Raw genomic sequence first — 23,637 nt, forward strand, 5'->3', positions numbered from 1 at the left:
CACGCCGCGCCGGGCGTCAAAAGAACCCAGACCACCGCCAGCCCAAACCCCCTCGCCCCAATAAAACCTAAGCCAATTCCCGCAACAACAATTCCCAGAACTTCAACCGCTGCTCCAACGTCGACACCAGAATGTACTCATTCAACGTATGCGCCCCATCCCCATCAGCCCCCAGCCCGTCCAGCGTGGGAATCCCCATCGCCGACGTGAAGTTCGCATCGCTGCCGCCACCGGTCATCGGCGCGTCCTCGAGCAGGAACCCCGCACGGTCCGCATAGCCTTGCACCAGTGCCAGCAAGGCGGCAGCGGCCTCGGTCTTGACCATTGGCGGACGGTTCAGCTCCACGTCGATGTCGAGTTCGACGTCCGGCCCCACCGCGCACAGCTCGCGCATCCGGCGCAGCACGTCCTGTGCAGCGCCCATGTCCGGCACGCGGAAGTCCACCACGCAGCGGCACAGGGCCGGCACGGTGTTGGTCACGGTGCCGCCCGCGATGGTGCCCACGCTCACGGTGATGCCGCGTTCGTAGTCGGTCATGGCTTCCAGCGCCAGCACCTGGTGCGCCATCTCGCGGATCGCGCTGCGGCCCTTCTCGTGCTGCATGCCCGCGTGCGCCGGGCGGCCCTTCACGTTCAGGTTCAGCATCCCCGTGCCCTTGCGCGCCGTCACGCACTTGCCGCCGTTGGGGCGGGCCGGTTCGCAGACCAGGGCGTACTTCGCGTTGGCGGCAAAGCGTTCGATGTGCGCGCGGGACGCGTGGCTGCCGGTTTCTTCGTCGGGCACCACCAGGAAGTCCACCGGCAATTGCGTCGCGCCCGGACGCGCCACGCCGGCCAGGGCGGTCAGCGCCAGATAAATGCCCGCCTTCATGTCATAGCTGCCGGGACCGTAGAGACGGTCGCCCTCGATGCGCACGGGATTTTCCAGCAGCGTCCCCACCGGATGCACGGTGTCCATGTGCGCCAGGATCAGGATGCCCGGGCGCGTATCGCCCGGCGCGCGGTTGGTCGCATACAGCAGCGGGCCCGTCGTGGGGCCCAGCGACGACAGCTCCACCGTCAGGCCGGCGGCGGCCGCATAGTCGGCGATGATGCGCGCCATCGCGGCGATGCCTTCCGGGAAGTTCGACGGCGATTCGCATTGCAGCCAGCCTTGGATGCCGGCGACGATCTGTTCAGTGCTCTGGGTAGTGGACATGGCGGTATCGGTGTTCAGCAACGAAAAAAAATCAGGCGACCTGCTGGCCGGCGAGACGTGCGAGTTCGGCGTCGTCCGGCATCTTGCCGTCGAACCACAGGCTGGCGCAGACGGCCGACATGGCGCGGCCGTCGTGGCCGATGCCGGGCACCACCTGCAGCGTCCAGCCGAACGGCACGCCGCGGCGCTCCGCTTCCTGGCGGCCGAATTCGTAATAGTGCTGCGCGCGAGCAAAGCGGTGCGGACCCTGGCGCATCGCCGCGGGTTCGGACGGCAGATTGGGATCGTCCGTCGCAATGTCCTTGTCGCCCGCCAGGATGGTCATCGGATACGCCAGCAGCTTCACCAGGTGATCCTCGGTCAGGCCGACGCCGTCCATGCCTTCCGGGAAAGGATAGTCGAAGGTCGGCAGCGTGTACCAGCCGGGGTTGCCGGCCGCCACCGCCTTGAACGGCGCGTGCGACTGGCTGCTCATCAGCCGGTGGACGAACTGGCCGCCCGCGCTGTGCCCGAACAGATAGACATTCTGGCCGTCGGTGATCTCGCCGGCGATCAGGTCCTTGATCACATTGCCCACCAGCGCATAGGTCCAGCCGTCGATGTGACGAGGATTGCCGCCGGCCGTAAACACCCGGCCGTTGTTGTAGCTTTCGACGCCCGGCCAGATCTCGTTGGAGAACGTCAGCGCCACGATCAGCAGCTTGTGCTTGTCGGCGGCCTCGACCCAGAAATCACGGTACTCGTCGCCATTGCGCAGCACGCCGTGCTGCACGATCACCACCGGGCGGTCCGGCGTATAGCCGTAGGGGCGGTAGGTCTGCAGCTTGAACGGACGGTCCGAATTGCGGTCCTCGTCCACGTACAGGATGGCGTTGCGGCCGGCATGGCCAAGCTCGATGGCGATGCGATCGACGTTGGACATCTCGGAGGGTTTCATCAGGCGCTCGCTTCGTTCAGGTGGCAGGCCGACCAGTGGCCCGCCGAGATTTCTTTCAGGACCGGCGCCTGCTCGCGGCAGCGCGGCATGGCGTGGGGGCAGCGGGGATTGAAGGTGCAGCCGGGCGGCGGGTTCAGCGGCGACGGGATCTCGCCCTTGATCGGCGTGAACTTGCGGCCGCGGCGCGCCACGTCGGGCACTTCAGCCATCAAGGCCTGAGTGTACGGGTGATTGGCCCGCGCGAAGATCTCGGCCGACGTGGAGATCTCCACGATCTTGCCCAGGTACATGATCGCGACCCGGTCGGAGATGTGCTTGACCACGCCCAGGTCATGGCTGATGAACAGGTACGTGAAGCCGTGCTGTTCGCGCAGGTCCATGAACAGGTTGATCACCTGCGCCTGGATCGACACATCCAGCGCCGCCACAGGTTCGTCGCAGACCAGGAACTTGGGCGCCACCATCAGCGCGCGGGCGATGCCGATGCGCTGGCGCTGGCCGCCCGAGATCTGGTGCGGGAAGCGGTCGCGGTACTCCGGGTCCAGGCCCACTTCCTTGAGCGCCTGGTCGATGCGGCCGGGAATCTCGGCCGGGGGCGCCAGCTTGTGGACCTTCAGCGATTCGCCCAGGATCTGGCGCAGGCGCTGGCGCGGGTTCAGCGAGGCCTGCGGATCCTGGAAGATCATCTGCACGCCCAGCGTGTAGGCCAGCTTGTCGGCGCCGCGCAGGCGGTTCGCGTCCGCGCCCTGGTACAGCAGCTCGCCTTCGGTCTGGCGATGCAGGCCGGCCACGACGCGGCCCAGCGTGGACTTGCCGCAACCGGACTCGCCCACCAGGCCCACGACTTCACCGCGCTGGATGGACAGGTCCACGCCATTGACCGCGTACACGGTGCGGCGGTCGATGGGGCGGCCGGTCAGGGCGAGGATGCGTTGGGCCAGGTCGGGCCGCTGCTCGAAGCGCTTGTGGACGTTCTTGAGCTCGATGACGGGGGTATCGGCTTGGCTCATTGCTTACTGTGCCTCGCGGGCTATCGGCACGTAACAGCGATAGCTGCGCGGACCTTCGGTGGTGACGGAGGGGGCTTGCTCGGTGCAGCGCGTGACCGCATGGGTACAGCGCGGCCGGAACGCACAGCCCGACGGACGGCCGGCCAGGCTGGGCGCCATGCCATTGATCTGGTGCAGGCGCGCGCCCGGCTGCGTGGCGCCGGGCATGGAGTCCAGGAGGCCCCGGGTGTAGGGGTGGCGCGGCGCGTCCAGCACCTGTTCGACCGGACCGCTTTCGACGATACGCCCCGCGTACATGACCGCCACGCGGTCCGCCAGTTCGGCGACCACGCCCAGATCGTGCGTGATCCAGATCAGCGCGGTGTTGTGCTCGCGGCAGATCTGCTGCATGCGGTAGAGGATCTGGCCCTGGATGGTCACATCCAGCGCTGTGGTGGGCTCGTCACAGATGATCAGGTCGGGCTTGTTCAGCATCGCGATGGCGATCGCCACGCGCTGGCGCATGCCGCCCGAAAACTCGTGCGGATAGCTCTTCAGGCGCTTTTCCGGCGACGGGATGCCCACCATGGCCAGCGCCTCGCGGCAGCGCTCCTCGGCCTCGGCGCGCGGCACGTCTTCATGCGTCAGGATCGCCTCCATCATCTGCTCGCCGATGCGCAGCACCGGGTTCAGCGTCATCAGCGGGTCCTGGAAGATCATGGCGATGCGGTTGCCGCGCAACTGGCGCATCTGCTCTTCGGACAGCTTGCGCAGGTCCGTGCCCTTGAACTTCACCTCGCCGTCCACGACTTCGCCCGGCGGGTCGATCAGACCCAGCAGCGAAAAGCCCGTGACGGATTTGCCGGAACCGGATTCGCCGACGAGACCCACGATCTCGCCACGGCGTACCGTGAGATCGACGCCATCGACCGCCAGCCACGCGCCGGCCTCGGTATGGAATGCGGTGCGCAGGCCGCGCACGTCAAGAAGAATGTCGCTCATGCTCGTCGGGGGTCCAGGCTTTCGCGCAGGCGGTCGCCCACGATGTTGATGGAAAGGATCAGCACCAGGAGCGCAATGCCCGGGAACAGGCTGATCCAGTAGTCGCCCGACAGCAGGTACTGGAAGCCGTTGGAAATCAACAGGCCCAGCGACGGTTCGGTGATGGGCACGCCCACGCCCAGGAACGACAGCGTCGCTTCCAGCGCGATCGCCGTGGCGATCTGGATGGTGGCGAACACCATCACGGGGCCCAGGCAGTTGGGCAAGAGGTGGAACAGCATGATGCGCCAGGCCGGAAAGCCCAGGTTGGCGGCGGCCTCGACGTATTCCTTGCGGCGTTCCTGCAGGGCGCGGCTGCGCATGATGCGCGCGTAATGCCCCCACTGCACCAGCACCAGCGCCAGGATCACCTTGTCGACCCCGCGCCCCAGCACCACCAGCAGCACCAGCGCCACCAGAATGGTCGGAAAGCCCAGGATGAAGTCGACGATGCGCATCAGCACCGTGTCGACCCAGCCGCCCACATAGGCGGCCACCAGGCCGATCGCGCCGCCGATGGCCGTTGCCAGCACCACGGCGGACAGGCCCACCATCAGGCTGATGCGCAGGCCGTACAGAATGGCGCTGAGCATGTCGCGGCCCTGGTCGTCGGTGCCCAGCCACGCGATGCTGCCGTCCATCAACGCCTGGCGCGGCGCGAGGCGTCCGTCCATGATCGACAGGCCGGCGAGGTCGTACGGGTTCTGCGGCGCGAAGAAGGGCGCAAAGACCACCAGGATCACCAGGATGGCCAGCGCGATGACGGAGCCGCGCACCGTCGGGCGCGCGTGCAGTTTCTTGAGGATGGCGGCGCGCCGCGGCGTCTCGGCCAGGGGCTGGACGGTGCGGGTGCGGCCAGGATTCGGAGTATTTGCCATGGCGGTTTATTGAGCGGGGGCCACGAGCTGCACGCGCGGGTCGAGCGCCGCGTACAGGATGTCCACAACCAGGTTGATGACGACGAAGATCAGCGTGACCAGCATCACGTAGGCGACGACGACGGGGCGGTCGAGCTGGTAGACGCTGTCGATCAGCAGCTTGCCCATGCCGGGCCACGCGAACACGGTCTCGGTGATGGTGGAATAGGCAATCAGCGTGCCGAACTCCATGCCGATCACCGTGACCACGGGGATCAGGATGTTGCGCAGGATGTGGCGGCGCACGATGCGGCCCGGCTTGACGCCCTTGGCGCGCGCGAACTTCACGTAGTCCTGGCTGCGCGCTTCCACGACGCCCGAGGCCGTCATGCGCAGCACCAGCGCGATATTGGCCAGCGCCAGGTTGATGGCCGGCATGATCAGGTGCGACCAGCCGTCGGCGGTCAGGATGGACAGGCGCACGCCCAGCACGTCGACCGTGTCGCCGCGGCCCGTGGCCGGCAGCCAGCCCAGCCACACCGCGAACAGCAGGATCAGCATCATGCCCTGCCAGAAATTCGGCAGCGAAAAGCCCAGCACGGACGAGGCCATGATGCCGCGGCCCAGGTACTCGTCGCGGTACAGGCCGGCGACCAGCCCCAGCGGAATGCCGATCACACAGGTCAGCAGGATGGCCACGACCACCAGTTCGAACGTGGCGGGGATGCGCTGCACGATCAGTTCGATCGCCGGGATGCCGTGCACGAAGGACGTGCCCAGGTCGCCGTGCAGCGCGCGCCACAGGAATCCGGTGTATTGCTGCCACACGGGCAGGTCCAGGCCCAGGCGGGCGATCATCGCCTCGCGCGCGGCCTGGCTGGCTTCGGGGCTGACCAGCAGCTCGATCGGGTCGCCCACGGCGTAGACCGCGAAAAAGACCACGACCGACACGGCCAGCAGCACGAACAGACTCTGTATCAGTCTGCGTAGGATGAACAAGGCCACGTGATGATTTCCTTGGTGGGCTCAGGGGTTGGGAAGGCCGCGCATCGAACGGGCGGCGGTGTTACTTGACGGGGCCGCGCAGTCTCACACGATGGGCTGCGCCAGGCGCACGACCGTGACGCCCGGCCGCAGGTTGGCGGTGGACGGCATGATCAGCACGCAGTTGTCATAGGGCGTGGTGACGGGCTCGCCTTCGGACCAGCCGATCACGGTGCCCGCCGTCGCCAGCGTTTCCAGTCCTTTCCAGGGCTCGGCGAAACGGAAGTCGGCGCTCTTGGCGGCGATGGCGTGCGTGACGCGCAGCGCGCGCTGCATCGGCGCGCCCGGCGCGAACCACGCCGTGGGAATGTCGCTGCGGTCGACGGCGCCGGCCTGCACCAGAAAGCGCGCCATCTGGTCGACCGCCACGCCGCGCGCCTCGGGCGCGCCATGGAAGCCGCATTCGATCAGCAGGGACCGGGTGCCATTGTCGCCGGCCTCGCCGAAACGGCCGTAGTCGCGCATGCGCACGCCGGCGGCATGGCCGGCGTCGGCGATGATGGTGGCGGGATTGCCCAGGGCCAGCGCCAGGTCGATGTTGCGTTGTTCCAGGCCGGTCAGTTGCAGCGGCACGTCGGAATTGCTCATCGAATGGAAGTCCAGCAGCCAGTCCGCCTGCTCCACCCACGGACGAAGCTCGGCGGCGCGGCGGCGTTCCTGGGAGGTGGGGACGGAAAGCTTGTCCTCGCTCCAGACGCGGTTCATGTCCTCGTCGACGAAGCGGGCCGGCGCGTAGTTGGCGGGGTCGAAACGGTCGAAGGCGGCCAGGTTGCAGAAGGCCAGCGTCAACGTGCCGCGGCGCGGCCGCAGGCCCGCCGCCAGCAGGTCCTTCAGCGCCCAGGCGCCGCAGAGCTCATTGCCGTGGATCAGCGCGGTCAGCATCACCCGCTTGCCGGGGGCGCCGGAATCGAAGTGCCAGACGCCCGGGGTATCGGTATTGCCCACGCGCTCCGCCGACAGGTCCGGACAGGCCAGAAGAAACGGACGAAGGCTGGATGGGGGGGAAGACGGAGGCAAAGACGTGGGCATGGCAATTCCGATGAAGCGGGAAGATTGTATAGGGGTTGCGGCCAGGGGCGGCGCGAAACCGGAGGGCGCGCGCTGCGCCACAAGGCAAAACGGCTGCGCGAGGCAGCCGTTTTTTCTTCACTCAGCCCTGCCTGCTCACTTCGCGTCGGGCTTGACCGAGGTGGCCAGGGTGTACTGGTCGCGGCGGCCTTCGTACGTAATGCCCTTGCGGAAGGCCCAGATGCTGCTTTCGAAGTGCAGCGGGATCAGCGGCACGTTGTCCAGGGCGATCTGGGTGGATTCCTGCAGCAGCTTTTCGCGCTTGGCGGGGTCGACCGTCACGATGGCCTGCTTGTAGACCTTGTCGAAATCGGCATTGGAGAAGCCGCCATAGTTGCTGGTGCCCAGGCTCTTGGGCGAATCCAGCGAGGCAACCCACAGTTGGAACAGCGCCGAGGCTTCACCCGTTTCCGCCGGCCAGCCGCCCATCGAGAAGCTGAATTCGCGCTTGGCGCGCTTGGGGAAGTAGATGGAGGCCGTCATGGCGTCCACATTGGTCTTGATGCCGACGCGCGACAGGTACTGGGCCACGGCCTGGGCGACCTGGCCGTCGTTGACGTAGCGGTCGTTGGTGGACGACAGCGTCAGTTCAAAGCCGTTCGGGTAGCCGGCTTCGGCCAGCAGCTTCTTGGCGCCTTCCGGGTCGTACTTGATTTCCGGGGCCTTGGGCAGGGCGCCGAACATGCCGTCGGGCATGTACTGGAAGGCCGGGGTGGCCATGCCGTCCATGATGCGGGCGGTGATGGTCTTGCGGTCGATGGCCATGTTGATGGCCTTGCGCACGCGCAGGTCCTGCAGCGGGTTCTTGCCGTCGGCGCTCTTGACGAACGGGCTCGGGTTGCGCGCCACGTCCGGCTGGAAGAACACCAGGCGGGTGGACGGCGTGGCCACGAAGCCGAACTTCGGGTTCTCCTTCAGGCGCGGCAGGTCACGCGCGGCGGGGTTCTCGATCATGTCGAAGTCGCCGGACAGAAGGCCCGTCAGGCGCGGACCGGCGGCGGGCACCGGCACGAACTTCACTTCCTTCCAGTGCGGCTTCTCGCCCCAGTAGTTTTCGTTGCGGACCAGCTCGATGCCGGTGCCCTTGACGTAGGACTTCATCAGGTACGGGCCGGTGCCGATGGCGTCCTTGCCGTTGTTGAAGTCCGCCACGGTGGGCCAGGCGCCCGTCACGCCGCAACCCTTCTTCGGGTCGAACGTGAGCTTGCCGTGCTCGACGATGCCGTTCCAGATGATCGGCAGCGAGCGGGCCAGTTCGGCCGGCATCAGGGGGAAGGGCTCGCCCGTCTTGATGATCACGGTGTGCGCGTCCGGCGTCTGGACGTCGGTGATGCGCTTGGTCATGTCCATGTAGGACTGCGACACGTTGGTTTCGTTGTTCAGCGTGCGGCAGATCGTGAACAGCACGTCCTCGGACGTGAACGGCTTGCCGTTGGAGAACTTGACGTCGTCGCGCAGCTTGAATTCCCAGGTCTGGTCGTCCAGGGTCTTCCAGGAGGTCGCGAGCTGGGGCACCAGCTTCATGTCGGCGCTGCGGCCCACCAGCGAGTTGTAGACGTGCGCGGAGAACGCGTCGTTCTGCGTCATCTTGTGGTAGTGGGGATCCGCCGAAGTGGGCTCGGCCGACAGGCCGATCTTCAGCGACTGGGCTTGGGCGGCTGCCAGGGGAATGGCGGCGGCCACAAGGGCCAGGGTGGTGCGCAACTTCATGGTGACAACTCCGGATGGGGAACGAACCGGATCATGCTTGACGGCGTGCCGCGACCAGGGGACGGCAGTGTCGTCCAGCGGGCTCGCGGGGAATTCGTCGCCAGGCACGACGGCAAGGGGCCGATTATCGGTAGGGGCTTCGCGCGCTGTCAATGCGCAGCGGCGAACGAGGCGCTAGGGAAAACGCCGAGAAGGGGAGAGAGAGGGCGCCGCGCGGCCCCTCCTGGGGCCGTACGCGGCGCGATGGCGCCGGAGAGGGAGCGGGGGCGCCGAAGCGTTGCGACGGGCGCGTGCCGAGGGGCAGGCGGGCGGCGCAACGGCAGCGCGCCGGGCTGATTCGCGGGAGATCTGTCGCGAATCAGCCCGGCGCGGCTGTTGTTACCACTGCGATCCGGAGAAGCGCGAGCTGGCGGCGCGTGCCTTGTTCATCGATTCGTTCACTTCGTCGATGAACGCGAACACGGCGGCAACGGCTGCGATCACGGATTGGCCGGCCTTCTTCAGGCTGGTCAGCGGGTGGGAATTGGGTTGGTTTTCGAGGGCGCCGCGGAGCAGGTCGCGCTCCAGCGCGTCGGTCAGGCGGGCAGTGTTGTTCAAGGTCAGTTCGCTCATGGTTTGCTCCAGTCCGTTTCGTCTTGGGGTAAACCATTATAGGGATAACCCTAGAGCAAAAGCAATGCGCTTTTCAGGGAAAACCCTAGTATGTTGTAAAAATGTTTGTGCGACATGGACTTAGCCGCCATTGCGCAGTGCGCGGGCCGCATCGGCCAGTTCGCTGGCGGTCAGGCCGATGGGGCCGATGCCCCGGGCGACGAGCGCATCGGCCGCCGCGCCGTGCAGCCAGACGGCGCCGTGCACGGCCTGGTCGAGCGGCAGTTTCTGGGCCAGCAGCGAGCCCAGCATGCCGGCCAGCACGTCGCCGGTGCCGGCGGTGGCCAGCCCCGGATTGCCGCTGGTGTTCACCCGCAAGGCGCCGTCGGGGGCGCAGACCACCGTGCCGGCGCCCTTGAGCACCACCCAGGCCTGGTAGCGCTGCGCCAGTTGCCGGGCGGCGGCGAGGCGGTCGCGCTGGACCTCGGCCGCCGCGGTGCCGAGCAGGCGGCCGGCCTCGGCGGGGTGGGGCGTCAGCACGACGGGCCCCGCGCCCCACGTCGGACGGATCTCGCCCCGGGCCAGCAGGTTCAGGCCGTCGGCGTCCAGCACCAGCGGATTTTCGCGCCGCAGCACGAACAGTTCCGACAGGGCGTTGGCGGCGAGCGCGCCCGTGCCGATGCCGCAGCCGGCGACCCAGGCGGTGACGCCCCAGTCTTCTTCGAGCAGCGAGCGGAAGTCGCGCAGCATCAGTTCGGGTTGGATCGGGTCGCAGGGCAGGGGCGGGGTGTCCTGGACGAACCCCACCAGCACCTTGCCGGCCCCGGTCTTGAGGGCGGCGCGGGCGGCGAGCAGGGCGGCGCCCGTCATCCCCGGGCCGCCGCCCACCACGCCCACGGTGCCAAAGCTGCCTTTGTGCGTGTCCTGGGCGCGCGGGGCGAACAGGGCGGGCAGCGTGGCGCGGTCGATCGGGGCGGCGGGGGTGTTCATGGGCTGAAGCTCCGGGAGGAATCGTCGTGGCGAGGGCGGCGTATCCACTATAGTGCGCAAAAACGCGGCTGCCGTGGGCGGTCCGCCGAACAACCAAGAGACGATCCGGAGCAGACAATGACCGACATTACGCTGGAACACTATTCAGCCTATGAATCCCTGAAGCTGCGCCGCCACCCCGGCGGCGTGCTGGAACTCATCATGGGGACCAAGGGCGGCCTGCCCGGCAAGCTGTCCACGGCCGACGACCGGATGCACCGCGAGCTGGCCGATATCTGGCGCGACATCGACACCGATCCGGACACGCGGGTGGTGGTGATCCGGGGCGAGGGCAAGGGATTTTCGGGGGGCGGCGACCTGGAGCTGGTGCAGCAGATGGCGGACGACTTCGACGTGCGCACCCGCGTCTGGCGCGAGGCGCGCGACCTGGTCTACAACATCATCAACTGCAGCAAGCCCATCGTGTCCGCCATGCACGGCGCGGCGGTGGGGGCGGGGCTGGTGGCGGGCCTGCTGGCCGACATCTCGATCGCGGCGCGCGATGCCCGGATCATCGACGGCCATACCCGACTGGGCGTCACGGCGGGCGACCACGCCGCCATCGTCTGGCCGCTCCTGTGCGGCATGGCCAAGGCAAAGTACTACCTGATGCTGTGCGAAACGGTGTCCGGCGAGGAGGCCGAGCGCATCGGCCTGGTGTCCTTGTGCGTGGACGAGGCCGAACTGGTCGCCAAGGCGTTCGAGGTGGCCAACAAGCTGGCGGCGGGGTCCCAGACCGCCATCCGCTGGACCAAATATTCGCTGAACAACTGGCTGCGCATGGCCGGACCGACCTTCGATACGTCGCTGGCGCTGGAATTCATGGGCTTTGGCGGCCCGGACGTGCGCGAGGGCATCAATTCCCTGCGCGAACGCCGGGCGCCGAACTTCCGGCCCGATTCGCCGTTCTGACGCGCTACTTCTTGAAGAACCTGGCGAACGCCGCCTGCGCCTCGTCGGTCTGCAGGCGGGCGCGAAACTGCTGGGCTTCGTAGTCCAGCGTTTCCTGGATGGCCTGACGGTCCGCCCGCTTCATCATGGCCTTGGTGAGTCGCAGCGCGGCGGGGGGCTGGCTGGCCAGGTCGGCTGCGGTGGCCCGGGCGGCGTCCAGCGCCTGGCCCTTGGGCGTGACCGAGGTGGCCAGGCCGGCTTCCAGCGCGTCCTGCGCCGTGAACGCCTTGCCCTGCATCAGCCACTGCGCCGCCCGGCGGCCGACCAGGCGAGGCATCAGCAGGCTGGATGCGCCCTCCGGGCACAAGCCCAGCGCGACGAACGGCATGCGCAGGGTGGCGCCTTCCCCGATGTGGACAAAATCGCAGTGCTGCAGCAGGGTGACGCCGATGCCGATGGCGTAGCCTTCGACCGCGGCGATGACCGGCACGTCGGCCGTGGTCAGCGCGCGCAGGAAGGTCAGCCCCGCGCTGTCGCCCGTCCCGCGTTCGGCCTGGAAGTCGCGCAGGTCGTTGCCCGCGGTGAAGTGTTCGCCGGCGCCGGTCAGGATGACCGCCGAGATCGCCACGTCCGCGCTTGCCAGCGAGATCTGCTCGGTCAGCGCGGCATAGGTGGCGGTGTCCAGGGCATTGCGGCGGTCCTGGCGGTCGATGACCAGCGTGAGGACGGCGCCCTCCCGCTGAACCTTCAGGCCGGCGCTCATGCGTGCGGGCCCGCTGCCAGGCGGGCTTTGGCCTCGGCGTATTCGCGCCGCAGGGTGTCGACGATGGTGCGGGTCGGTTCGACGCTGGCGATCCCGCCCACGCCCTGGCCCGCGCCCCAGATGTCCTTCCAGGGTTTGACGCGGGTGGAGCCGAAGTTGGATGCGCCGCTGTCCGGCGCGGGCAGATTGGCCGGGTCCAGGCCGGCGGCGGCGATGCTGGCCTTCAGGTAGTTGCCCGGGATGCCCGTGAAGAAGGGCGTGTACAGGATGTCCGACGCGCTGGCCTCGACGATGGCGCTTTTGTAGCCTTCGCTGGCGTTGGCTTCCTCGCTGGCGATGAAGCGTGTGCCCATGTAGGCGAAGTCGGCGCCCATGGCCTGCGCGGCCAGGATGTGCGCGCCCGAGGTGATGGCGCCGGAAAGGATCAGGGGGCCGTCGTAGAAGCGGCGCACCTCGGAGATCAGGGCGAAGGGGCTCAGGGTGCCGGCGTGGCCGCCCGCGCCCGCGCAAACCAGGATCAGGCCGTCGACGCCCGCTTCCAGCGCCTTTTCGGCGTGGCGGATCGTCGTCACGTCATGGAAGACCTTGCCGCCCCAGTCGTGCACGCCCTTCACCAGGTCGCCGGGGGCGCGCAGGCTGGTGATGATGAGGGGCACCCGGTGGCTGGCGCACACGGCCAGGTCCTGTTCCAGCCGGTCGTTGGACTGGTGGATGATCTGGTTGACGGCGAACGGCGCGACGCGGTCGCCCGGGTTGGCTTCGCGGTGCGAAGCCAGGCCCGCCTGGACCTCGTCGAGCCAGTCGGTCAGCAACGTCTGCGGCCGCGCGTTCAGCGCCGGAAACGATCCGACGATGCCGCTCGTGCACTGGGCGATGACCAGCTTGGGGTTGGAGACGATGAACATCGGGGCGCTGATGACCGGCAGGGACATCTGGCCATACAAATCAGTCACGAGGGGATGGGGCATGGGCGTCGTCTCGTCGTAGTTTTTGGAGTATATTAATTACCTACCGACCGTCCGGTAATTAATTAATCTTTATTTAACGGCATGCGCGGAATGGCTGTCAATGGCGGTTCGCCAGAACCCCCCCGGGCCCCGCGCCGCCCCTCCAAAGGCTGTCATGGCGATCACCGCCCCTCCCGCCCAGAAACGCGCCCGCGCCGGCCGGCCCCCCACGCTGGCCGCCCCGCGCGAACGCATCCTGGAAGAAGCCGCCAAATTGTTCGCCCGCAGCGGCTACGACGGCAGTTCGATCTCGGACCTGGCCGCCGCCCTCGGCGTGTCCAAGGCGGCCATCTATCACTATTACCCGACCAAGCAGGACATCTACGACGCCATCATTCTTGAGGTGTTGAACGGACTGACCCAGACCGTGGGCCGCGACGTCGCCGGCGCCGAGGGCGGCGTAGCGCGCTTGCGCGCGTTCATGGTGGGCCACGCCCGGTATTTCGAGCAGCATCACGCCGAGTTCGTGACCATGCTGGTCGGGTATTCCGGCATGGCGCTGTCCGAACGCGAGGACGCCGCCCGATTGCGCGACAGCTACGAAAAGCGCCTGCGCGCGGTCATCGCCCAAGGCGTGGCCGAAGGCGCGTTCCGTGCGCAGGACGTGGCCGCCACGGGCCGCGCGGTGCTCTCGATGCTGAACTGGATGGTGCGCTGGTACAAGCCCGGCCAGGGCGACAGCGCCGAAACCATCGCCGCCGGCTACTTCGATCTGCTGGTGGGCGGCATGCGCGCCTGAACGCGCCGCCATACCGATCCTCGACCCGAATCCGCATACAACATAGTGAGACTTCCATCATGGCCCTCGATACCGAAACCCTGAATCTCCTGATCGACGCCGTGCGCCGCTTCGTGCACGAGCGCCTCATTCCCGCCGAAGACGAACTGGCCGCCAGCGGCCAGGTGCCGCCCGACATCGTCAATGAAATGCGCGACCTGGGCCTGTTCGGCCTGTCCATCTCGCCGGACTTCGGCGGCCTGGGCCTGACGATGGAAGAAGAGGTCCGCGTCGTGTTCGAACTGGGCCAGACCTCGCCCGCGTTCCGTTCGCTGGCCGGCACCAACATCGGCATCGGCTCGCAGGCCATCGTGCTGGCCGGGACCGACGAGCAGCGTGCGCGCTATCTGCCCAAGCTGGCGAGCGGCGAGCTGATCGGGTCGTTCGCCCTGACCGAGCCCGACGCCGGCTCCGACGCCATGTCGCTGCGCGTGTCCGCCGAGCGCGACGGCGATTTCTACGTGCTCAACGGCACCAAGCGCTACATCACCAACGCGCCCATCGCGGGCCTGTTCTCGGTCATGGCCCGCACCGCGCCCGAGCGCCGGGCCAATTCCATCTCTTGCTTCCTGGTCGAAGCCGGCACGCCCGGCCTGATCATCGGCAAGCCGGACAAGAAGATGGGCCAGGCCGGGGCGCTGACCAGCGACGTCGTGTTCGACAACTGCCGCGTGCCGGCCAGCGCGTTGCTGGGCGGGGAAGAGGGCAATGGTTTCCGCACGTCCATGCGCGTGCTGGACAAGGGCCGCCTGCATATTTCCGCGCTGTGCGTGGGGATCGCCGACCGCCTGCTGCGCGACGCGGTGCAGTACGCCACCGAACGCAAGCAGTTCGGCCAGCCCATCGCCGAATTCCAGCTCATCCAGGCGATGATCGCCGACAGCCAGGCCGAGCTCTACGCGGCCCGCTGCATGGTGCTGGACGCCGCCCGCATGCGCGACCGCGGCGAGAACACCACCATGCAGGCCGCCTGCTGCAAGCTTTTCTCCACGGAGATGGTGGGCCGCGTGGCAGACCGCGCAGTGCAGATCCACGGCGGCGCGGGCTACATGTCCGAATACGCGGTCGAGCGCTTCTATCGCGATGTGCGCCTGTTCCGCATCTTCGAGGGCACGTCGCAGATCCAGCAACTGGTGATCGCGCGCGAGACCATCAAGGCCCATTCCTGATTTTCCGCCGGCCGCAAGCCGGCCAATGCGTTCGAAAGGCTAATATCCAGTCTGACGAATGCTGATCGGGATGCGGCCCGCGCGGGCCGCCTTCTGGCATGACGGAATTCCAGTCTGGCCTGCGCAACGGCGCGGGCCGGAAGTTCTCATTTCCCTTCTAGCGAAAAGATTACAGATGTCGCAACGTCCCGCTCCCCTAACCGGCATACGTGTGCTGGATCTGACCCGTGTGCTGGCGGGTCCCTGGTGCACCCAGAACCTGGCCGATCTCGGCGCCGAGGTGATCAAGATCGAACGGCCCGGTTCGGGCGACGACACGCGGGCGTGGGGGCCTCCGTACCTGAAGGACGAAGCGGGCCGGGACACTACCGAGGCCGCCTACTACCTGTCGGCCAACCGCAACAAGATGTCGGTGGCGCTGGATATCGCGTCGCCGCGCGGCGCCGAGCTGGTGCGCGAACTGGCCTTGCAGAGCGACATCCTGGTCGAAAACTTCAAGGTCGGCGGCCTTTCCAAATACGGCCTGGACTACGCCAGCCTGAAAGAGCTCAATCCGCGCCTCATCTACTGCTCGATCACCGGCTTCGGCCAGACGGGTCCCTACGCCAGCCGCCCCGGCTATGACTTCATGATCCAGGGCATGGGCGGCCTGATGAGCATCACCGGCGAGCGCGACGACCTGCCCGGCGGCGGCCCGCAGAAGGCGGGCGTGGCCGTGGCCGACCTGATGACTGGCATGTATTCCACCGTCGGCATCCTGGCCGCCCTGCACGAGCGCGCACGCAGCGGCCTGGGCCAGCACATCGACATGGCCCTGCTGGATTGCCAGGTCGCCATGCTGGCCAACCAGAACCTGAACTTCATGACCTCCGGCGTCGCGCCGCGCCGCGCCGGCAACGCGCACCAGAACCTGGTTCCCTACCAGGTGTTCGCGGCCAGCGACGGCCACCTCATCGTGGCGGTCGGCAATGACAGCCAGTTCCGCAACTACTGCGGCGCCATCGGCCTGCCCGAACTGTCCGCCGACCCGCGCTTTTCGACCAACCCGCAGCGCGTGAAGAACCGCGAGGAACTCGTGCCGCTGCTGGCCGAGCGCATGGCCACGGGCGAGCGCGACCATTGGCTGGCCGCGCTGGAAAAGGTGGGCGTGCCGGCCGGTCCGATCAACACGCTGGACCAGGTCTACGAAGATCCGCACGTGCTGGCCCGCAACATGAAGCGCGAGCTGCCGCACCCCGCGGCGGGCACCGTGCCCATGGCCGCCAGCCCGCTGAAGTTTTCCGGCAGCCCGGTCGAATACCGCCGCGCGCCGCCCATGCTGGGCGAGCACACCGAGCAGGTCCTGTCCGAAAAGCTGGGACTGTCGGCCGAAGAAATCCAGGCGCTGGCGCAGACCCGGAGCTGACGCGACCCCCGGGCGGCATGGCGCCGCCCCGTCGCGTCCGCCGCGCCTGGCGCACGATCCATTCCAATAGAGGCAGGAGAAAGTTGATGACGGAGATTCAAACCATCGGCGTCGTGGGCGCCGGGGCCATGGGGCGCGGCATCGCGCAGATCGCGGCGCAGGCCGGCCTGCGGGTGCGCCTGTACGACACCAGCGCCGACGCCATCGCGGCGGCGCGCGAATCCTTGCGCCAGACCTGGGAGAAGCTGGCCCAGAAGGGCAAGCTGTCCGCGGCTGACGCGCAGGCGGCGCTCGAGCGCGTGGAATCGGCCACCGCGCTGACCGACATGTCGGCCTGCCAGCTCGTGGTCGAGGCCATCGTCGAGCGGCTCGACGTCAAGCGCGACCTCTTCGCGGCGCTGGAAGGGGTGGTCTCGGATGACTGCATCCTGGCTTCCAATACGTCGTCGCTGTCCATCACCGCCATCGCGGCCGCCTGCAAGCGTCCGCAGCGCGTGGCCGGCTATCACTTCTTCAACCCGGTTGCGCTGATGAAGGTGGTCGAGGTCATCGACGGCCTGCGCAGCGCGCCGGAAGTGGGCGATGCGCTGGCGGACCTGGCGCGCCGCATGGGCCACACGCCCGTGCGCGCCAAGGACATGCCCGGCTTCATCGTCAACCACGCCGGCCGCGGCATGAATACCGAAGGCCTGCGCGTGGCGCAGGAGGGCGTGGCCACCTTCGCCCAGGTCGACGCCGTCATGCGCGAGCAGGCCGGCTTTCGCATGGGGCCGTTCGAGCTGCTGGACCTGACCGCGCTGGACGTCTCGCATCCGGTGATGGAATCCATCTATCGCCAGTTCTTCGACGAGCCGCGTTTTCGGCCGTCGCCCATCACGACCGTGCGCCTGGCCGGCGGGCTGATCGGCCGCAAGGCCGGCGAGGGTTTCTACGTCTATGCCGACGGCCAGAAGCAGGTGCCGGCCGAAGCGCCTGTGCCGGCGCTGCCTGAAGGCCTGAAGGTCTGGGTCAGCCCCAAGCATGGCGAAGGCTACGCGCGCGCGTCCGCGCTGATCGAAAAGCTGGGCGGCACGCTGGTCACGGGCTCGACGCCGGACGCCGATGCGCTGATCATCGTCACGCCGTTCGGCGAAGACGTGTCCACCACGGTCTCCGCGCAGGGCCTGAACGCCGCCCGCACGGTCGGCCTGGACACGCTGTACGCGTTCGACAGCGCCAAGCGCCGCACGATCATGACCTCGCCCGCCACCGAAGCCAAATGGCGCGACGCCGCGCATGCGCTGCTGGCCTCGGACGGGGTGCCGGTGACGGTGGCCGACGATTCGGCCGGTTTCATCGCGCAGCGCATCGTGGCGCACATCGTGAACATCGCCTGCGATATCGCGCAGCAGCAGATCGCCACGCCGCAAGACATCGACCTGGCCGTCACGCTGGGTCTGGGCTATCCGGTGGGTCCGCTGGCGTTGGGCGACAAGCTGGGCGCCGACCGCATCCTGGAGATCCTGAAGAGCATGCAGCGCGTGACGGGCGATCCCCGCTATCGTCCGAGCCTCTGGCTGCAGCGCCGCGTACAGCTCGGCATGTCGCTCTTGAAGTCGACGGCGGAGTGATCACCGGGCAAGGTGCCTGATACCCGCCGAGACGCTGCCTCAAGCTGACGAGCCTCTCTCCAGGGTGTCAGACACCGGTTCAGCCCGATGCGTCGGCACTTTTCCAGGCAAATCGGCCACAAAAAAGCCCCTTGATGATTCAAGGGGCTGTTTTTTGTGGCCTGTCTTGCCGGCGGGGTATTACTGCGCGGCATTCACCATGAACTGCACGGCCGCACGGATGTCGTCTTCCGAGGCGTTGGCCGCGCCGCCCTTGGGAGGCATCGCACCCTTGCCCGTCATGGCGACCTTCACCATGGCGTCCATGCCGGTGCTGATGTAGGGAGCCCAGGCGGCCTTGTCGCCGAACTTGGGCGCATTGGCCACGCCCGTTGCGTGGCACGCGAAACAGACCGTCTTGTAGAGCTGTTCGCCGGCCGGGTTGACGGCGGCGGTTTTCTGCTCGGGGGCGGGAGCCTGCGTGGCGGCTGCGGGTGCGGCGGCTGCCGGTGCTGCGGCAGCCGGTGCTGCGGCAGCCGGTGCTGCGGCCGGGGCGGCAGCCTGTGCGGCGGGGGCGGCGCCGGCGTCGGCTTCCTTCTTGGCGCCGTCTTCAGCAGGCGCAGCGGGTTCGGGCAGCGAGGCGCCGGACTTGTTGGCCATGTACACCACGGCGCGCGCGACTTCGTAGTCGGACAGGGCCGGGTTGCCGCCCTTGGCGGGCATGCCGCCCTTGCCGTGCAGCGCGACCTTCAGCATTTCGTCGTAGCCGGCCTTGATGAAAGGCGCCCAAGCGGCGTTGTCGCCCAGCTTGGGCGCGCCCGCCACGCCGGCGGTATGACAGGCCGTACAGACGGCGGCGAAAACCTGTTCGCCGGTCTTGAAAACTTTGGGGGCGTTGGCGTCAACGAGCTCGAATCCGGCAACCGGCGCGATCCGCCGGGCAATGGCTTCACCGGACAGGGCATCCGAACCGGCGTTGGTCTTGGTGCCGGTGACGACCATGTTCACCAGTAGGATGATGATGGCGATGGGCACCACGAAAGCCAGGATGATCGTGACGATCAGTTGCTTCGGGGTCTTGATGGGGGAGGAGTGCTCTTCTATGTGTTCCTGCTCGTTGCTCATGACCAAATCCTGCTAACGGGTGGGGCGCCTGGCGGCGGCAACAGAAAATCAGTACTGCACAAGTCGGCGGCAAACCATGCCCGCCTGCAAGCAAACGCTGGATTATATAACGGTGTCAGGGACGCCGGTCCAATGACACTGAGCGGGTTTTCGCGGAGATTGACGGAAGATTTGATCCACTTCATGCAGATCCCGCAAAAGTGGGTACAATACCGCCTCCTTGCGCTGCGCCCGTAGTTCAATGGATAGAATGAGAGTTTCCGAAGCTCTTGATACAGGTTCGATTCCTGTCGGGCGCGCCACCAGATCAATGGGTTGTGTGGATCTTCGGTCCACCTTGCACCCCGCTGTTGCACCCTTCTCTTGCCCCCCACGTCGCCAATACTTGCTCCCTCCGAGCGCAGCCTGGCGGCGCATAGCGAGCCGCAGGCTTCGCGTCCCATCCTTCCCCTCGCTTTGCCGTGCCTTCAATGCGCTTCGCGTCGCAGCAGCGGTTGCGCCAGCTCGCGGATCCGTCGCTTGTCTTCGTCCAGCACCAGCGCGTGTTCGGCGTGTTGAAGCAAGCGCGCGGCATGGCGCGACGCGGCCGCTTTGAACAGGGGCGGATTGATCTGCGCAAGGCTCAGGAGCGCCTTCGTCATGCGCGTGTCGACTTCCAGCAGACCCGCGCCGTCACGCGCGATGGGGCCGAAAAAATCGTCGAACAGATCGTCCACGTCCAGCGGGTGCACGTAGATGCGCTGGCAGTCGGGGTCGGCCTCCGGTGGCGAGTCGGGCGGCTGCCCCCAGCAGGTCAGGCTTCTGACGCCCCGGCCAATGACGTCTATCGCCGTGCCGGGGTCATTCACGGCCGGCGACAAGGCGCGGGACGCGATTTCGGACAGCACCGACAAGCCGAAGCGCGGGTCGTGCTCGAACGTGCGATGCGTTCCCAGGGTGATGGCGCCGAGGATGGCTTCGTGCAGGGCCTCGTGCGCGGCCGGCTCCTCGCCGGGTTGGGGCACGATCCACGCCAGCGCCATGCCGGCATGGGCGAATCCGCCCGGCAGGACGTCAAGGTAGATCGAGGCCTGATGTTCACGCGCGATCCGGCCCAGCGCCTGCACGTCGACGTGCTGCACGTAGCCTGTCCGGTCGCATGACACGGCCTGCGCCGACGCGGGGGGCGAGCCTGACGCCGGATAGGGCGTGCCGCCCAGGTAAGGCCATTGAACGCGGTGGCGGAGGGCGTCGATGGTTGCGCTTTCGACGCGGTCGATGGTTTCGCCGACCCGTCCGAGCTTGGACAGATGGTCGATCCAGCGCAGTAGCGTGTAGACGATCAGGATCACCACCGCAATCGTCACCGTGAACAGCAAGACCCGCCCTTGCGCGCCATAGGCCCCCGTGCTCAGCGCAATGAGGCCCACCAGGCTGAACAGGAACGAACCGATGAACGTCGCCAGGGCGTTCTGCGTGGTGGTGTCCTGCATGACCAGGGTGGTTGCGCGAGGCGTCACGCCGGTGCTTGCCGCGCCGTAGGCCGCCACCATGGTGCTGAGCGAAAAGGTGGTCACCGCCAGCATGCTGGACGCAATGATGCCCAGGATCTTGTCGACCGCGTCGGCACCGATGCGGGCGGGCAAGGTTTCAGGAATGGCGCCCTTGAAAATGATGGCGAGCAGCGCGGTGGCGACGCCCAGCAATGAGAAAAGACTGGCCCTGAACCAAAGGCGCCTGGTCAATTGCCTGAGCGCCCAGCGCCAACGAGCAATCATCTTTTCTCCTTTGCATGACAGGTCCGGGGGCTGTGCGCCGCGCCCGGTGGAACGATTCCGTGCTGCGAGCGTACCACCCGCTGCGCGCTCGTCCCTCGGGGCGGCGCCCCGGAGACTAATCGTCCAGCGACGGCACCGTGCCTATCTGCATCAGGATGCGCGGCGATTCCATGTCGCCGGTTTCCTTGTCGATCATGACTTCATAGGCGGCGACGCCCGCGAACTTGGAGGCCATGGAGTTTGCGATCCGGATGGCTCCGAATTCGCTGCTGGCCGGACGGATTTCCCCGGGGGCGACGCCATTGGCGGCGGCGCGGTAGGGAACGACGATGTACTGAACGAGATGAGCAGCTTCTGACACAGGAATTCTCCCCTGGACGACAGTTGGTCGGGCGAGCGAAATGTATCACGTCGCACTGTGTTTTTGTACAGTATTGTCGGCGTTGCGGCCAACTATTTTTCCCGCACCAGCCTGCTACAGGAAAACCCCTAGCGTCTTGGGATTGCCCGTCGACCGGACCGCCTCTTAATATTTTCGAAAATCCTCAGTGTTTTATAAAACCAGGGGCAAGCGATGGAAGCGAACCGCTACGACGCCTACCGCGAGCACACGGCGGGCCGAGCCAATGTGGCCGACTCGCCGGAGCGGGTGGCCTACTACCAGGAGCTTGCGCGGCTGGAAACGGGCGCGCTCTGGACGGTGGCCAACAAGATCGAGCCCTGGGCGCCGCGGTCGGCGTCCGTGCCCGTGGTCTGGCGCTATCAGGATCTGCGCGCGCATGTGCTGCGCTCGGCCGAACTGGTGTCGCCCGAAGAGGCCGGCCGGCGCGTCATCTACCTGAACAATCCGGGCCGGCGGGACGTGGCGGCGGCGGTGGGCTGGCTGTATTCCGGCCTGCAGGTCATGAAGCCGGGCGAGCTGGCGTCCGCGCACGCGCATTCGCATTCCGCGCTGCGGTTCATCATGGAAGGCCAGGGCGCGTACACCGTGGTGGACGGCCACAAGATGACGCTGGGCGCGAACGACTTCGTGCTGACGCCCAACGGCACCTGGCACGAGCACGGCGTGGCCGAGGACGGCACGACCTGCATCTGGCAGGACGGGCTGGACATTCCGCTGGTCAATGCGCTGGAAGCGGGCTTTTATGCCGTGCATCCCGACCTGAACCAGACCGTGACGCACCCGGTCGACGACACCAGCGGCGCGTGGGGCGGGGTGGCGCTGCGGCCGCAGGTGTCGGGCTGGACGAAGCCCTATTCCCCGCTCTTCAAATATGAATGGGAGCCCACCTACGAGGCCCTGCGCCGCTACGCGCGCACGACCGCGGGCAGCCCCTACGACGGCATCCTGCTCGAATACGTCAACCCGGCCACGGGCGGCGCGGTCATGCCGACCATCGGCGCCAGCATGCAGTTGCTGCGTCCCGGCGAACACACCCAGGCGCACCGGCACACCGGCAGCTTCATCTACCAGGTGGCCAAGGGCAGCGGCTTTTCCGTGATCGACGGCAAGCGCTACGACTGGACCGAGCGCGACATCTTCTGCGTGCCGTCCTGGGCCATCCACGAGCACGCCAACCTGTCTTCCAACGATGACGCCTGCCTGTTCTGTTTCAACGACCTGCCCGTCATGCGCTCGCTCGCGCTGTACCGCGAGGAAGCGGTACAGGACAACGGCGGCCATCAACGACTGATCTAGAAGATTCCGCTGCCTGCGCGCCGCCGCGTTGCGGCGGACGTTCCCCCCACACTTTGACTTTCTGGAGTTCTCGATGCGCCTGGTGACCTTTCGCGCTCATCCCACCGCCGCCGCCCGCCTGGGCGCGCTGGTCGACGGCTATGTGGTCGATCTTTTCCTGCTGGGGCAGGAGGGTGGAGTGAACCTGCCCGACGACATGCTGGACTTCATCGACCTGGGGCCGGTCGCGGTCGCGCAGGCGACGCGGCTGCTCGATACGTTCCGCGGCAACTGGCCGGTGGGCACGGCCTTGCCGCAGGACAACGTGAAGCTGCTGGCGCCCATCCCGCGCCCGCGCAAGAACATCTTCGGCATCGGCCTGAATTATGTCGAGCACGTCGCGGAATCCAGCCGCACGCTGGACACGTCGGCCGACCTGCCCAAGCAGCCGGTGATCTTTTCCAAGCCGCCCACGACGGTGATCGGGCCGGGCGACGCCATCGAGCACAACGCCAGGATCACGCAGCAGCTGGACTGGGAAGTGGAACTGGCGGTGATCATCGGGCGTCGCGCCTCGCGCGTGGCCGAGGCCGATGCGTTGTCCCATGTGTTCGGCTACAGCGTGATGCTGGACATGAGCGCGCGCGACTGCCGGCGCGCCGGCCAGTGGATCTATTCCAAGGGCCAGGACACCTACGCGCCGTTCGGCCCCTGCATCGTGACGGCCGACGAAATCCCGGACCCGCAGGTGCTGGACCTGTGGCTCACGGTCAACGGCGAGAAGAAGCAGGGCTCCAATACCCGCCACATGCTGTTCAAGGTGCCGTTCCTGATCTCCGACATCAGCGCGGGCATCACGCTGGAACCGGGCGACATCATCGCCACCGGCACGCCGGAGGGCGTGGGCGCGGGGCGCAAGCCGCAGGAATTCCTGTGGCCAGGCGACGTGGTCGTCGCCTGCGTGGAAGGGATCGGCACGCTGCGCCATCCGGTGGTGGCCGTCTAGGAGCG

At 67.2% G+C, this 23,637-nt stretch carries 22 protein-coding genes and 1 tRNA gene; 8 read left to right on the forward strand and 15 right to left on the reverse strand.

Annotation, left to right across the window (positions count from 1 at the left end):
* Positions 1 to 67: 67 nt before the first annotated feature.
* The 10 genes from BXA00_RS11420 to BXA00_RS11465 form a co-directional block, all read right to left on the reverse strand.
* Positions 68 to 1,198: a M20 family metallopeptidase gene (locus tag BXA00_RS11420; protein WP_076521913.1), complete on the reverse strand. Its 1,131-nt coding sequence runs from the start codon at positions 1,196 to 1,198 to the stop codon at positions 68 to 70.
* A 31-nt stretch (positions 1,199 to 1,229) separates the two neighbouring features.
* Positions 1,230 to 2,135: an alpha/beta hydrolase gene (locus BXA00_RS11425; protein ID WP_076518593.1), complete on the reverse strand. Its 906-nt coding sequence runs from the start codon at positions 2,133 to 2,135 to the stop codon at positions 1,230 to 1,232.
* Entirely contained in the window at positions 2,135 to 3,145 is a 1,011-nt protein-coding gene (locus BXA00_RS11430) for an ABC transporter ATP-binding protein (RefSeq protein WP_076518594.1), read from the reverse strand. The genes BXA00_RS11425 and BXA00_RS11430 overlap by 1 nt, the downstream gene beginning before the upstream one ends.
* Positions 3,146 to 3,148: 3 nt before the next feature.
* Positions 3,149 to 4,126 carry an ABC transporter ATP-binding protein gene (locus tag BXA00_RS11435; protein WP_076518595.1) on the reverse strand — a complete coding sequence of 326 codons (978 nt, stop codon included), beginning with the start codon at positions 4,124 to 4,126 and terminating at the stop codon, positions 3,149 to 3,151.
* The gene (locus tag BXA00_RS11440; RefSeq protein WP_076518596.1) at positions 4,123 to 5,043 is read right to left on the reverse strand and encodes an ABC transporter permease; all 921 of its coding nucleotides are present in this window, start codon (positions 5,041 to 5,043) and stop codon (positions 4,123 to 4,125) included. Before BXA00_RS11440 ends, BXA00_RS11435 begins: the two co-directional genes overlap by 4 nt.
* A 6-nt stretch (positions 5,044 to 5,049) precedes the next feature.
* Positions 5,050 to 6,027, reverse strand: a complete 978-nt coding sequence (locus BXA00_RS11445; RefSeq protein ID WP_076518597.1) for an ABC transporter permease — start codon at positions 6,025 to 6,027, stop codon at positions 5,050 to 5,052.
* Between the two features lie 84 nt (positions 6,028 to 6,111).
* Positions 6,112 to 7,095 (reverse strand): succinylglutamate desuccinylase/aspartoacylase family protein, encoded by a 984-nt coding sequence (locus tag BXA00_RS11450; RefSeq protein WP_076518598.1) that lies wholly within the window; start codon positions 7,093 to 7,095, stop codon positions 6,112 to 6,114.
* Positions 7,096 to 7,230: 135 nt separating this feature from the next.
* Complete coding sequence (locus BXA00_RS11455) at positions 7,231 to 8,844, reverse strand: ABC transporter substrate-binding protein (protein WP_076518599.1); 1,614 nt, start codon at positions 8,842 to 8,844, stop codon at positions 7,231 to 7,233.
* 378 nt (positions 8,845 to 9,222) lie between these two features.
* Positions 9,223 to 9,456, reverse strand: coding sequence for a hypothetical protein (locus tag BXA00_RS11460; RefSeq protein WP_076518600.1), 234 nt, complete (start codon positions 9,454 to 9,456; stop codon positions 9,223 to 9,225).
* Between the two features lie 120 nt (positions 9,457 to 9,576).
* Positions 9,577 to 10,425, reverse strand: a complete 849-nt coding sequence (locus BXA00_RS11465; protein ID WP_076518601.1) for an NAD(P)H-hydrate dehydratase — start codon at positions 10,423 to 10,425, stop codon at positions 9,577 to 9,579.
* Positions 10,426 to 10,542: 117 nt separating this feature from the next.
* Here BXA00_RS11465 and BXA00_RS11470 point away from each other — a divergent pair, with 117 nt between their 5' ends.
* Positions 10,543 to 11,376: an enoyl-CoA hydratase/isomerase family protein gene (locus BXA00_RS11470; RefSeq protein ID WP_076518602.1), complete on the forward strand. Its 834-nt coding sequence runs from the start codon at positions 10,543 to 10,545 to the stop codon at positions 11,374 to 11,376.
* A gap of 4 nt (positions 11,377 to 11,380) precedes the next feature.
* Here the strand turns inward: BXA00_RS11470 and BXA00_RS11475 are convergent, their stop codons facing one another.
* Complete coding sequence (locus BXA00_RS11475) at positions 11,381 to 12,118, reverse strand: enoyl-CoA hydratase-related protein (RefSeq protein WP_076518603.1); 738 nt, start codon at positions 12,116 to 12,118, stop codon at positions 11,381 to 11,383.
* Positions 12,115 to 13,086: a nitronate monooxygenase family protein gene (locus tag BXA00_RS11480; RefSeq protein ID WP_076518604.1), complete on the reverse strand. Its 972-nt coding sequence runs from the start codon at positions 13,084 to 13,086 to the stop codon at positions 12,115 to 12,117. The genes BXA00_RS11475 and BXA00_RS11480 overlap by 4 nt, the downstream gene beginning before the upstream one ends.
* 154 nt (positions 13,087 to 13,240) lie before the next feature.
* On the opposite strand from BXA00_RS11480, the gene BXA00_RS11485 reads away from it, so the two are divergent.
* The 4 genes from BXA00_RS11485 to BXA00_RS11500 all read left to right on the forward strand — a co-directional run bounded on the left by BXA00_RS11485 (position 13,241) and on the right by BXA00_RS11500 (position 18,087).
* Positions 13,241 to 13,864 carry a TetR/AcrR family transcriptional regulator gene (locus BXA00_RS11485; protein ID WP_076518605.1) on the forward strand — a complete coding sequence of 208 codons (624 nt, stop codon included), beginning with the start codon at positions 13,241 to 13,243 and terminating at the stop codon, positions 13,862 to 13,864.
* A 59-nt stretch (positions 13,865 to 13,923) separates the two neighbouring features.
* Positions 13,924 to 15,072: an acyl-CoA dehydrogenase family protein gene (locus BXA00_RS11490; protein ID WP_076518606.1), complete on the forward strand. Its 1,149-nt coding sequence runs from the start codon at positions 13,924 to 13,926 to the stop codon at positions 15,070 to 15,072.
* 175 nt (positions 15,073 to 15,247) lie between these two features.
* Positions 15,248 to 16,477 carry a CaiB/BaiF CoA-transferase family protein gene (locus tag BXA00_RS11495; protein WP_076518607.1) on the forward strand — a complete coding sequence of 410 codons (1,230 nt, stop codon included), beginning with the start codon at positions 15,248 to 15,250 and terminating at the stop codon, positions 16,475 to 16,477.
* 86 nt (positions 16,478 to 16,563) lie between these two features.
* A complete protein-coding gene (locus tag BXA00_RS11500; RefSeq protein WP_076518608.1) occupies positions 16,564 to 18,087 on the forward strand; it encodes a 3-hydroxyacyl-CoA dehydrogenase in 1,524 nt (507 codons plus the stop codon).
* Between the two features lie 180 nt (positions 18,088 to 18,267).
* Here BXA00_RS11500 and BXA00_RS11505 read toward each other — a convergent pair whose 3' ends face one another.
* Positions 18,268 to 19,191, reverse strand: a complete 924-nt coding sequence (locus BXA00_RS11505; RefSeq protein ID WP_076518609.1) for a cytochrome c5 family protein — start codon at positions 19,189 to 19,191, stop codon at positions 18,268 to 18,270.
* A 227-nt stretch (positions 19,192 to 19,418) separates the two neighbouring features.
* Here BXA00_RS11505 and BXA00_RS11510 point away from each other — a divergent pair.
* Positions 19,419 to 19,493: transfer RNA gene (locus BXA00_RS11510), tRNA-Arg, on the forward strand.
* Between the two features lie 165 nt (positions 19,494 to 19,658).
* Here the strand turns inward: BXA00_RS11510 and BXA00_RS11515 are convergent.
* Together BXA00_RS11515 and BXA00_RS11520 are read right to left on the reverse strand one after the other, a co-directional pair.
* Positions 19,659 to 20,948: a DUF2254 domain-containing protein gene (locus tag BXA00_RS11515; RefSeq protein ID WP_076518610.1), complete on the reverse strand. Its 1,290-nt coding sequence runs from the start codon at positions 20,946 to 20,948 to the stop codon at positions 19,659 to 19,661.
* A gap of 115 nt (positions 20,949 to 21,063) precedes the next feature.
* Positions 21,064 to 21,309, reverse strand: coding sequence for a hypothetical protein (locus BXA00_RS11520; protein WP_056327580.1), 246 nt, complete (start codon positions 21,307 to 21,309; stop codon positions 21,064 to 21,066).
* A gap of 213 nt (positions 21,310 to 21,522) precedes the next feature.
* On the opposite strand from BXA00_RS11520, the gene BXA00_RS11525 reads away from it, so the two are divergent.
* Together BXA00_RS11525 and BXA00_RS11530 are read left to right on the forward strand one after the other, a co-directional pair.
* On the forward strand, positions 21,523 to 22,647 hold the full coding sequence (locus BXA00_RS11525) for a cupin domain-containing protein (protein WP_076518611.1): 1,125 nt from the start codon (positions 21,523 to 21,525) through the stop codon (positions 22,645 to 22,647).
* 73 nt (positions 22,648 to 22,720) lie between these two features.
* Positions 22,721 to 23,632: a fumarylacetoacetate hydrolase family protein gene (locus BXA00_RS11530; RefSeq protein WP_076518612.1), complete on the forward strand. Its 912-nt coding sequence runs from the start codon at positions 22,721 to 22,723 to the stop codon at positions 23,630 to 23,632.
* Positions 23,633 to 23,637 lie beyond the last annotated feature (5 nt).

The sequence above is a fragment of the Achromobacter sp. MFA1 R4 genome (genome assembly GCF_900156745.1).
In the GTDB taxonomy this organism is placed as follows: domain Bacteria; phylum Pseudomonadota; class Gammaproteobacteria; order Burkholderiales; family Burkholderiaceae_B; genus Achromobacter.

Bases quoted from the DNA above. Each gene is read 5' to 3' on its own strand.
- BXA00_RS11425 (WP_076518593.1), bottom strand. From the start codon at position 2,135: ATGAAACCCTCCGAGATGTCCAACGTCGATCGCATCGCCATCGAGCTT.
- BXA00_RS11495 (WP_076518607.1), top strand. From the start codon at position 15,248: ATGTCGCAACGTCCCGCTCCCCTAACCGGCATACGTGTGCTGGATCTG.
- BXA00_RS11465 (WP_076518601.1), bottom strand. From the start codon at position 10,425: ATGAACACCCCCGCCGCCCCGATCGACCGCGCCACGCTGCCCGCCCTG.
- BXA00_RS11450 (WP_076518598.1), bottom strand. From the start codon at position 7,095: ATGCCCACGTCTTTGCCTCCGTCTTCCCCCCCATCCAGCCTTCGTCCG.
- BXA00_RS11525 (WP_076518611.1), top strand. From the start codon at position 21,523: ATGGAAGCGAACCGCTACGACGCCTACCGCGAGCACACGGCGGGCCGA.
- BXA00_RS11430 (WP_076518594.1), bottom strand. From the start codon at position 3,145: ATGAGCCAAGCCGATACCCCCGTCATCGAGCTCAAGAACGTCCACAAG.
- BXA00_RS11505 (WP_076518609.1), bottom strand. From the start codon at position 19,191: ATGAGCAACGAGCAGGAACACATAGAAGAGCACTCCTCCCCCATCAAG.
- BXA00_RS11475 (WP_076518603.1), bottom strand. From the start codon at position 12,118: ATGAGCGCCGGCCTGAAGGTTCAGCGGGAGGGCGCCGTCCTCACGCTG.
- BXA00_RS11490 (WP_076518606.1), top strand. From the start codon at position 13,924: ATGGCCCTCGATACCGAAACCCTGAATCTCCTGATCGACGCCGTGCGC.
- BXA00_RS11420 (WP_076521913.1), bottom strand. From the start codon at position 1,198: ATGTCCACTACCCAGAGCACTGAACAGATCGTCGCCGGCATCCAAGGC.
- BXA00_RS11530 (WP_076518612.1), top strand. From the start codon at position 22,721: ATGCGCCTGGTGACCTTTCGCGCTCATCCCACCGCCGCCGCCCGCCTG.
- BXA00_RS11435 (WP_076518595.1), bottom strand. From the start codon at position 4,126: ATGAGCGACATTCTTCTTGACGTGCGCGGCCTGCGCACCGCATTCCAT.
- BXA00_RS11500 (WP_076518608.1), top strand. From the start codon at position 16,564: ATGACGGAGATTCAAACCATCGGCGTCGTGGGCGCCGGGGCCATGGGG.
- BXA00_RS11485 (WP_076518605.1), top strand. From the start codon at position 13,241: ATGGCGATCACCGCCCCTCCCGCCCAGAAACGCGCCCGCGCCGGCCGG.
- BXA00_RS11515 (WP_076518610.1), bottom strand. From the start codon at position 20,948: ATGATTGCTCGTTGGCGCTGGGCGCTCAGGCAATTGACCAGGCGCCTT.
- BXA00_RS11460 (WP_076518600.1), bottom strand. From the start codon at position 9,456: ATGAGCGAACTGACCTTGAACAACACTGCCCGCCTGACCGACGCGCTG.
- BXA00_RS11480 (WP_076518604.1), bottom strand. From the start codon at position 13,086: ATGCCCCATCCCCTCGTGACTGATTTGTATGGCCAGATGTCCCTGCCG.
- BXA00_RS11470 (WP_076518602.1), top strand. From the start codon at position 10,543: ATGACCGACATTACGCTGGAACACTATTCAGCCTATGAATCCCTGAAG.
- BXA00_RS11440 (WP_076518596.1), bottom strand. From the start codon at position 5,043: ATGGCAAATACTCCGAATCCTGGCCGCACCCGCACCGTCCAGCCCCTG.
- BXA00_RS11455 (WP_076518599.1), bottom strand. From the start codon at position 8,844: ATGAAGTTGCGCACCACCCTGGCCCTTGTGGCCGCCGCCATTCCCCTG.